Below are 536 nucleotides of genomic sequence, written 5' to 3'. Positions count from 1 at the left end.
GGTCACGCCAGATCGAAGCGGTCGGCGTTCATGACCTTTGTCCAGGCTGCGACGAAGTCGGTGACGAACTTGGCGTTCGCATCGTCGCTGGCATAGACCTCGGCCAGCGCCCGCAGCTGGGAGTTGGAGCCGAACACCAGGTCGGCCCGGGTGCCGGTCCACTTCACCTCGCCCGTGGCGCGGTCGCGGCCCTCGAACACGTCCTCGGCCGGCGAGGTCGCCTTCCAGGCCGTGCCCATGTCGAGCAGGTTGACGAAGAAGTCGGTGGTCAGCGCCCCCGGCCGGTCGGTCAGCACGCCATGCTTGCTGCCCCCGGCATTGACCTCGAGCACGCGCAGGCCCCCGACCAGCACCGTCATCTCCGGCGCCGTCAGGCCCAGGAGCTGGGCCTTGTCGATCAGCAGTCCCTCGGCCGGCACGCTGTAGGTCGTCTTCAGATAGTTGCGGAAGCCGTCCGCCACCGGCTCGAGCACCGCAAAGGCGTCGACATCGGTCTGCTCCTGGCTCGCATCGGTGCGGCCGGGCGCGAAGGGCAC

General features: G+C 69.0%; 1 protein-coding gene. It reads right to left on the bottom strand.

The window, feature by feature from the left end:
* Nucleotides 1–2: 2 nt before the first annotated feature.
* Nucleotides 3–536 (bottom strand): peroxidase family protein (locus J8I29_RS29680; RefSeq protein WP_348536215.1); only part of this gene is annotated, 534 nt, incomplete at its 5' end.

This window comes from Labrys sp. LIt4 (assembly GCF_017813775.1).
Classification (GTDB): domain Bacteria; phylum Pseudomonadota; class Alphaproteobacteria; order Rhizobiales; family Labraceae; genus Labrys; species Labrys okinawensis_A.
The sequence above is the reverse complement of the archived record's forward strand: the minus strand, read 5'-3'. Positions and strand labels throughout refer to the sequence as shown.